This window comes from Alcanivorax sp. 1008 (assembly GCF_020667895.1).
GTDB lineage: Bacteria > Pseudomonadota > Gammaproteobacteria > Pseudomonadales > Alcanivoracaceae > PGZG01.
The window spans coordinates 1-8,603 of the sequence record NZ_JAFMPS010000038.1 but is presented as its reverse complement, the minus strand read 5'-3'; the positions used below and the strand labels follow the sequence as shown (position 1 = coordinate 8,603).

Here is an 8,603-nt window from a genome sequence, read left to right as displayed (position 1 = left end):
TCGCCTCTGTTTCAGGTGCAGGAAATGACCCAGTACGCTCCCCTTTACAGTGCTATCTGGCATGCCAGCGGCAAGCACCTGGCGGCCAGCCGGCCAGTTGCCGTGCTGCAGGCACACGGCGCTACCGAGCTGGCCCGACTGCCGCAGCGGTTGGCTGACCTGCTAAAACCCGGACAACAGGCTGTCGGCCTGATTGCCTATGATGCCGGCCCGGCAGCCGTGCAGATATTTGATCCGGCAGACATTCGGGAAGTGCCAGCCCACCAGCCAGCAGAACTGAGCAGTGATGACTTTGCCCTGGCCACCCCATTTAGCAGTGACATGGACCAGACCAGCTATTTGTCTGCACTGGAGCGCATCCAGCACTACTTGCGTGCAGGCGACTGCTATCAGGTCAATCTTGCCCGCCGTTTTAGCGCCCGCTTCTCCGGAAGCCCGCTGGCAGCCTGGCAAAAACTGGTGCGCCGCCATCAGGCGCCCCACGGCAGCTTCTTTCAATTACCCGACGGCGACTGCGTCTTCGGCGTTTCGCCGGAACGTTTTCTGCGAATACGTCAGCGCCAGATAATCAGCGAACCCATTAAGGGCAGTCGGCCACGTAGCACTGATCCGCAACAGGATCGCGCCCTTGGAGACTCGCTACTGGATAGCCCAAAAGATCGGGCGGAAAATCTGATGATCGTCGACCTGTTGCGCAATGATCTCGGCAAGGTGTGCGTGCCCGGCTCGGTCAAGGCAACGCCTCTGTTCGAGCTGCGCAAGTTTTCTAACGTCCAGCACCTGGTATCCACCGTCAGCGGTACATTGCGCGACGACGTCTCACCGCTTGCCGCTTTGTTGTCCTGTTTCCCCGGCGGTTCGATCACCGGCGCACCGAAAAAACGGGCCATGGAAATTATTGCCGAGCTTGAGCCTGCGCCCCGTGGCTTTTATTGCGGCACGCAATTTAGTCTGGATAGTGAGGGCAATCTGGAGTCCAACATTCTGATCCGCACATTTCAGACCAGTGGCGAGCAGATTTTTTGCCACGGTGGCGGCGGCATTGTTATCGACTCTGACCCCTTGCAGGAATATCAGGAAAGCCTGTTCAAAGTGGAAAAGCTGATGGATGCCCTATCTTAGAAGCAGCTTCTACAGCCCGGCATCATAAATAATGAACTTGGCATTGCGGGCGACCTGACTTACTTTGCCGAACTGATCCTTTAGAAGCGCACCATAGCCAAGATGGCTATTGCCAATCACTCTGACAACACCACCGGGCTTAAGGTGTCGGCGCGCATGGCGAAACAACATTCGGGCGACACTGTCGTCCAGCGCATGACCCCGATGAAATGGCGGGTTTAGCAGAACCAGATCAAACTGCTGATCCAGCCCGTCCAGCCCATTACCCAAATGAAACTGCACCAGCCGATCGGGAAATGTCCGGGCAATGTTGTCACGGGTACTGGCCAAGGCTAATGCGCTTTCATCGCAACAGTATAAACGCGCCGACGGGTTTTGCTGCAGCGCCATCATGCCGATCACACCATTGCCACAGCCCAGATCGCAGATATCACCATCAATGCCCTGCGGAATATGCTCAAGGAAAAAGCGCGCACCGATATCCAGTTGCTGCCTGGAAAATACTCCCGCATCGACGCGTAGTTGCCAGCCTTGTTCTGGCAAAGTTAGCCAGCTTGGCGGCGGCGGCGCTTTTTCCTGCGCGGCAATGCGCGCGCGAAAAATTCGTGACTTGTGTCGCCCCAGCCCGGCGCTGGGCGCATCCAGATAGCGACCCAACACCTCAACAAGATTGCGCGGCAGGTGCTTGTCCATTCCTGCAATCAACAAGGGTACGCCAGCGGGCAATGCCTGGCTTAGCGCAGCAAGCTGCCACTCGAGCAAAGACAACTCCTTTGGCACCCGCAGCAACACTGCCTTGGCGCCACCGGGCAATGGCTGGTCTGCCCAACTCCATGACAGTCTTTTCGGCTCAATACCGTTGTCTTTAGCGTTGGCTAGCAGCGCCGCATAAGCAACGAAGGAATCGCCACTGGCATACACCTGACATCCCAGCTGGTTTGCTGGACCCGCATCGACGTCAGCAGCATTGACTAGCGCCAGCGTCAGAGCGCCGCTCTGATCGTTAAGCACCAACAGGGGAGCAACCTGCGGCAACTCCTCTGCAAGTACTTCCAGCAAATAGCGATCCGCGCCATCCCAACCACGCAATGGATCATCAGACAGGCGCGGCCAGCGCCGCAGCTGCAGCGAGCCAAAAGGATGCACAAAGGTTCGATCAGCAAGAGACATATGTTGGATTCACCGTTGGCGCCATAAAAAAAGCCGCTTTTCAGCGGCTTTTTTTAAGTCTGGTCGGAGTAGCAGGATTTGAACCTGCGACCCCTACGTCCCGAACGTAGTGCTCTACCAGGCTGAGCTATACTCCGATGGCGCGTATTGTAGTCAGATTTTTCCGGATTGCTACTGGCTCGGGGGAAAATCTGGTCAGATGCTGCTTTTTTGGTCGCTACTATTTAGTTGCGTAACGGCTACTTCCCAGCGGCTTGTCAGCCATTTCCCAGCTACGACAGGAAGTGGCTGGAAGCGCGGGCATTAATGCGACCGGCGACGTAGGTGGCCAGAGCCTGCACAGTCCAGTGCGGAGTCGATGGCACCGGAGTCGGGAAAATGGACGCATCTGCCACATACAGGCCGCTGACGCCGTGTACTTCACCATCCGCGCTGACCACCGAAGTATAAGGATCCAGTCCCATGCGACAGGTGCCGTGCGGGGTAAAGCTGTTCATCCGGTAGGAATATATGCCGTTGATTCCGTAGTTCACCTGAGCCAGTTTCTGATCCAACTCAAACACGTTATCGGCATGCATCTTCTCGAAAGTCGGCAGCCATACTCGCTCGGCACCGGCGGAGAAGAAAATCCGGGAGGCAATTGAGGTGGCCCGAGTCATGCGCTCGAAATCCGCCCGTGTCGGGCTCCACTTGATCACCTTGCGACCGCCAAGGTGATCACCTTCCCAGACCACTCGGCCATTGCCTTCGTCGATGGCGAACGCGTTCAGGCCGGCCATATGCTTGTAGGACTTCATGAACTTGATATGTTCATCGCCCGCTTCCTGCTCACCCACAGCCATCAGCTGCTCAGGCTCGGCCAAGGCCGAATAGAAGGTGAAGCCATCGGAGTTCATAAACTCATCAACCTCCACACCCACCAGCGCGCCCTGGAAGCCAAACAGCTCTTCCTTAAAGGTAGCCAGCACCTGAGTGAAAGGCTGAATGGCCATATTGGCGCCAATGTTGCCGCCACGATCCGGGGCCTGGCTGCGCTGAAGAATCATCGGAGAGTGAATGGCACCAGCGGCCAGCACCACGACCTGCGCGTCCACCCGGACATTGGACACCACGTTACCCGTATCCGGATCACGGATCACCGCTTCCACGCCGGTGGCACGGCCACCCTTCATCAGCACACGGCTGACTTCAGTGTCAGAGAATATGCGCGCACCATAGGCTGCAGCCCAAGGCAAATGGGTAACCTGCGCGGACATCTTGCGGTCCGATGGGCAACCGGCCAGACAATGGCCAGTCAAAGCACAATTCTTCACGTTACGGGCTACCGGGCGCCAGCTAAAGCCCATCCGCTCACAGCCCTGAATGACCTTATGGGCCGTGGTATTAATCTCATGCGCTTCGTTGGTATTGACGTTAAGCCAGCTCTGCACCTGGGCGTAATAGGGCTCCAGTTTTTCACGGCTGAGATCTGTCAGCCCCAGGTCCTCGGACCAGCGTTTGAAAATCTCATCCGGTGGGCGCTGCATCACTCCAGCACCAATGACCGTTGAGCCACCGATGCAGTTGCCTTCGAGAAACAGTACGTCAGTGGTGGTGTTGGCCTGCGCCGCCTGATCACGGTATACCTTGCTCAGTGTGTCGCCGAGGGACTCAGTGAATTCAGCGCTGGGCCAATAACGGCCGGATTCCAGCACCAGCACTTTCTTGCCTGCCTTGGCCATTTCGTAGGCCACCACAGAACCTCCGGCACCGGAGCCAACCACCACCACATCTGCCTGAATACTGAACTGGCGACCCAGCGATGCATCGCGGGCAATGTCTTTGGCTTGGGTAACCGCAACGCCTTCGCGCTGCATCGTGATCATGCGCATACCGCTAATCTCCGGCGTCAGGCCTGTGGCAGGGGGGCGTTGCCAAGGCGACGGACACCCCAGCGTTCAGTCACTGGGCCCCAATAATCCAACGCCGACCAAGTGCGCGAATCACGCCAGTAGTTCAATGTCACCAGCGCCTTCAGCGTGGTGGTGAGACCGCGTTCGAAGAAAGCGCCCTCCTGCATGGCCACCACATAAGCATGTGCCTTTTCTTCATTCAGTTTGCTAAAGCGCTTGAATTTGAAACTGGCCATGGGACGGTATTCGTAGACCCACAGACCCAAAGCCAGCAGTTGACGCTGGGTCGGGTCCATATTGCCGACCATGATGTCGACATTCTTGATAGTGGGGATTTCGTTGATGCAGTCCGGCAAGCCGTGCCGACTGGTGGGCAGTACCGCCCGGGTAAACTGGGTGACTACCCGCACTTCATCCTCCGTCAGGTTGACGTAGGTAAGCGCCTCAGGTGCGTCGCGACGGCCGAAAACCCGCGCGCACCCTGCGGTGAGAGCGACACCGGAAACAGCAGCAAGACGTAACAGACTGCGGCGCGAGAGCGGCTCCAAGCCACCCAGCAACGCTGGCGGGATGTCGTTTTTCTGGGTCATCTACCCTGCTCCGGGAGCCTTCTGGCCCCTCGTTATTGTTATTCAACTTTTGAAGTCTAGCTGAAACCCGAGCAAATGATAAACCCTTCTAGAGCCTGCTGAGAATTTCCTGGCTGATATAGCTGGCCAGGGCATAAACGGTAACCTGCGGGTTAACGATAATCGACGTCGGCAGCAAGCTGGCATCGGTGACATACAAGCCCTTCACATCATGGCTCTCGCCATGGGGGGCCACTACGCTGCGCGCCGGGTCGCTGCCCATGCGCAAAGTGCCCTGCGGGTGATAGGACACCAGCCGCAAGCGCTGCGGCTTATTCTCCAGCTTGGCCAGCACCTCATCAATGTCACTTTCCTGACGGATAACCAGCTTCTCGACGCTGGGCACGTACACTTCAGTTGCGCCGGCGGCAAAATGAATCTGGGCACTGGCTTTCAATGCGGCCAGCATGGACGGGAAGTCCTTGTCGGAGACCTGATAGTCGACCACCTTGCGGCCATCCTCCCAGCGAATCTCACCAACATTATGATCATGGATCAACGTCACGATACCGCTCTTATAACGGGCTTCCTCCATAAACTTCATAAATGGCTTGCCGGTGCCCGGCTCGTTCAGCATGGTCATCTCAACGGCACCGAGACCACCCGCCTCGAGAACGAAACCGCCCTTCTCCGGCAGCAGGAACTCATCCACATAGACACCCAGCAGCGCGCCGCGCCAGGGAAATACCTCATGCGGATACTTGGCCGCCACATACATGGAGGGATGGCAGGCGAAGTTCTTGCCAACCTGCCCAGAGCTGTTACCCAGACCGCTTTTTTGCATCAATAGCGGCGACTGTACTGCGCCAGCAGCCAGTACCACGGTATTGGCATCGACACGAATATCCGCCACCTTAATGCCATCATGGCCAATCACTTCGGCCTCAACACCCACCGCCCGACCACCGTTCTGCAGAATCCGTGTCACCCTCGTGTCGGCATGCAGACGGGCACCGTGGGCCATGGCCCATGGCAGGTAAGTCACCAACATGGATTGCTTGCGATCGGTTTTGCAGCCCGACAGGCAATGCCCGGTCAAAGCGCAGTCACGGATATTGCGCTTGAACGGCTTCACCGACCAGCCAAGCTTACGGGCGCCGTCACGCACCAAACGACTGTGACCGGCAATTTCATGCTCCGCGTTGTCCTCAATCGACAGATGCTTTTCGACCCGCTCGAACCATGGCTGCATGGCCTCCGGGCTGAGATTGGTCAAGCCAAAGTCCCGGCCCCACTCTTGCAAAATAAAATCCGGCGTGCGGAATGATACGCAGCCGTTGACCACGGTGGAGCCTCCAACACAGCGGCCCTGCAGCAGAAGCAGATCGCCTTCCTTATTAGTCTGACCACCGAAATCTTCGTACAGGCGCTCAAGGCTTTCGTTGAAATCCTCGCTAAACTGCGAAGACGGCACATAGGGACCGGCTTCAAGAATCAGTACATCCAGCCCTTTGCGAGCCAGCTCATAGGCCGCCACAGCACCACCAGCACCGGAGCCAATCACCACCACATCAGCGCGCATCTCATGCTTGCCGCTGCTCACATCACTGGCCTGAATCACCTGCAGCCCATGGGCCGGCACGGCATTAACAGTATCTATACGGCTCATGCCGAAGCCTCCTCAGACTCAACAGGAAGGGGCGTATTGCCCAACGACGGAATCCCCCAGCGATCGGAAACGGGTCCATCAAAGCGGATCGGGCCCCAGGTGGCGGGGTCGCGCCAGTAGGAAACATAGACGAACTTCTTCACCACCGATGACAGGGTGCGCTGAATAGTATTGCCATGGGACCAGTCATCCAGAAAGCGAATGGCATCATCCAGCTCCAGATCGACAAAACGGCGCCCATAGGAAAGCACTGCTGCGTTATCAAACAGCCCCAGTCCAGCACCCAGATCCTTGCGAATCACCGGGTCCACCAGACCAAGCAGATGGTCAATATTGTCTATCACCGGAACCTGCTGCGCCGGTGTTAAAGGCGTGCCATCCGTGGGCAGCAGTACGGTAATGGCGCGCTGAAACAGGTGATACTCGGACGCACTCAGGTGCTGCAGGTGCTCCGGTGCCGGCAGACTGTCAACCGGGGAGCGACGCAGCCAGGCAAAACCACCACCCAGCACAGCAACGGCTCCCGCCGCGCCCCACAGGGCCGTTTTCATGAATTTGCGTCGGGAAAGGCCAGCCAGCGGCGCAACCGCGGCATCAGCCTGCTGTTTTGTTGTCATTAAAGCTCCCTTATATAGGGCCATTAAGAGGCGTCAGTCAGACTCCCAGCAAAGCTACCCGAGCGCCCCGGAAGAGACAACCTGTTTACCAGACACGTGAAGTTGACACTCAAGCACACCTGTCATGTGGTGCGTGCCATGTAGTACGTGTCATGCGGCAAAACCATTCGCGGCGAGCGTCTATCCTGCGATATGATGTCAGGCCGGCCTGCTGACACCGTAGGAGCGGCTTCAGCCGTGATAAAAACAATGAGACACCTGATCCTGCTGACCACCCTGCTCTGCAGCATGGCCAGCGCCGACACCATCTACCAATACCGCCAACCTGGCGGCGGGGTGCTGTTTACTGATCAGGCCACTGACCGGGTGTCCCGCGATCATGTACTTCTTAGTGTACGCAAGGGCTGGGAAGAGAAGCTCGGCCCACTGACCGCCGAGAAACGGGACCGCTACGATGGCGACATTGAATACGCCGCCCAGCGATTTGCTTTAGAGCCCGCTTTGATCAAAGCGGTGATCCATGCGGAATCACATTTCAATCCTCACGCTGTCTCCCGGGTAGGCGCCCAAGGGCTCATGCAGCTGATGCCTGAAACCGCCGCATTCCTGCGTGTCGATGACCCATTTAACGCCCGCCAGAATATTCTTGGCGGCAGCAAGTTTCTGCACTACCTCACTGGCAAGTTCGATTCACTTGATTTGGTGCTGGCCGCCTACAATGCTGGCGAGGGTAACGTACGCCGTCATGGTGGCATTCCACCGTTCAAAGAAACTCAGGGCTACGTCAAGAAAATCAACTCGCTACTACCGCGCTATCGGCAGCAGTTCGCCAGCCACTACGCGGAAGAAGACGCCATCGCTTCACGCTGACAGGATCGTTAATGTCAACCAAACGCACCGCTTTTTTCGTCTCTGACGGCACCGGCATTACTTCAGAAACACTTGGCCACTCCATGCTCAGTCAGTTTCGGGGCATTGAGTTCGAACATGTCACCCTGCCCTATGTGGTAAGCAATGAAACCACACACAGTGTTGTAGAAAAGATCAACCAAGCCGGCCAGCGCGATGGCACTACTCCGATTGTCTTTTCCACTCTGGTTAATGACGAGCACCGGGAAATTCTGGCTCGCTGCAAGGCTCTGGTGCTGGATATGTTTGCTGCATTTCTAGGCCCGCTGGAGCAGGAGCTGGGAGTACGCTCCAGCCACACCGTAGGCCAAAGCCACGCCATCAAGGATCATGAGGCCTACCGCATCCGTATTGATGCGGTACACTTTGCTCTGGACAATGACGACGGCGCCCGCACTCGCCACTACCATCAGGCGGACGTTATCCTGATCGGTGTATCGCGCAGCGGTAAAACTCCCACCAGCCTTTACCTTGCCCTGCAGTTTGGCCTCTACGCTGCCAACTATCCGCTCACCGAAGAAGACTTTGACGACCTGCGCCTGCCGGAATGCCTGATCCCGCACAAGGAAAAACTGTTCGGCCTGACCATCAACCCGGAACGCCTGATCGCCATCCGCAACGAGCGCATGGCCGGAAGCCGCTATGCCTCTGCTCG

At 57.3% G+C, this 8,603-nt stretch carries 8 protein-coding genes and 1 tRNA gene; 3 read left to right on the top strand and 6 right to left on the bottom strand.

The window, feature by feature from the left end; genetic code table 11:
* Positions 1 to 1,122, top strand: a 1,122-nt coding sequence (locus J1C54_RS15670) for an anthranilate synthase component I family protein (protein ID WP_370635687.1), incomplete at its 5' end; no start/stop codon positions are given.
* Between the two features lie 9 nt (positions 1,123 to 1,131).
* Here J1C54_RS15670 and J1C54_RS15665 read toward each other — a convergent pair.
* From J1C54_RS15665 to J1C54_RS15640, 6 genes are all read right to left on the bottom strand, one after another.
* The gene (locus J1C54_RS15665) at positions 1,132 to 2,292 is read right to left on the bottom strand and encodes a methyltransferase (protein WP_229149719.1); all 1,161 of its coding nucleotides are present in this window, start codon (positions 2,290 to 2,292) and stop codon (positions 1,132 to 1,134) included.
* 60 nt (positions 2,293 to 2,352) lie between these two features.
* Positions 2,353 to 2,429 (bottom strand) — tRNA-Pro (locus J1C54_RS15660).
* 135 nt (positions 2,430 to 2,564) lie between these two features.
* A complete protein-coding gene (locus J1C54_RS15655) occupies positions 2,565 to 4,163 on the bottom strand; it encodes a GMC family oxidoreductase N-terminal domain-containing protein (RefSeq protein ID WP_229149717.1) in 1,599 nt (532 codons plus the stop codon).
* Positions 4,164 to 4,180: 17 nt separating this feature from the next.
* Positions 4,181 to 4,774, bottom strand: coding sequence for a transcriptional initiation protein Tat (locus J1C54_RS15650; RefSeq protein WP_229149716.1), 594 nt, complete (start codon positions 4,772 to 4,774; stop codon positions 4,181 to 4,183).
* 88 nt (positions 4,775 to 4,862) lie between these two features.
* Complete coding sequence (locus J1C54_RS15645) at positions 4,863 to 6,422, bottom strand: GMC family oxidoreductase (protein WP_229149715.1); 1,560 nt, start codon at positions 6,420 to 6,422, stop codon at positions 4,863 to 4,865.
* Positions 6,419 to 7,039, bottom strand: coding sequence for a gluconate 2-dehydrogenase subunit 3 family protein (locus tag J1C54_RS15640; protein WP_229149714.1), 621 nt, complete (start codon positions 7,037 to 7,039; stop codon positions 6,419 to 6,421). Before J1C54_RS15640 ends, J1C54_RS15645 begins: the two co-directional genes overlap by 4 nt.
* Before the next feature lie 249 nt (positions 7,040 to 7,288).
* Here J1C54_RS15640 and J1C54_RS15635 point away from each other — a divergent pair, with 249 nt between their 5' ends.
* Positions 7,289 to 7,909, top strand: a complete 621-nt coding sequence (locus J1C54_RS15635; RefSeq protein ID WP_229149713.1) for a lytic transglycosylase domain-containing protein — start codon at positions 7,289 to 7,291, stop codon at positions 7,907 to 7,909.
* 11 nt (positions 7,910 to 7,920) lie between these two features.
* Positions 7,921 to 8,603, top strand: a 683-nt coding sequence (locus tag J1C54_RS15630; protein WP_229149711.1) for a pyruvate, water dikinase regulatory protein, incomplete at its 3' end; no start/stop codon positions are given.

Bases quoted from the DNA above. Each gene is read 5' to 3' on its own strand.
- J1C54_RS15645 (WP_229149715.1), bottom strand. From the start codon at position 6,422: ATGAGCCGTATAGATACTGTTAATGCCGTGCCGGCCCATGGGCTGCAG.
- J1C54_RS15650 (WP_229149716.1), bottom strand. From the start codon at position 4,774: ATGACCCAGAAAAACGACATCCCGCCAGCGTTGCTGGGTGGCTTGGAG.
- J1C54_RS15655 (WP_229149717.1), bottom strand. From the start codon at position 4,163: ATGCGCATGATCACGATGCAGCGCGAAGGCGTTGCGGTTACCCAAGCC.
- J1C54_RS15635 (WP_229149713.1), top strand. From the start codon at position 7,289: ATGAGACACCTGATCCTGCTGACCACCCTGCTCTGCAGCATGGCCAGC.
- J1C54_RS15640 (WP_229149714.1), bottom strand. From the start codon at position 7,039: ATGACAACAAAACAGCAGGCTGATGCCGCGGTTGCGCCGCTGGCTGGC.
- J1C54_RS15665 (WP_229149719.1), bottom strand. From the start codon at position 2,292: ATGTCTCTTGCTGATCGAACCTTTGTGCATCCTTTTGGCTCGCTGCAG.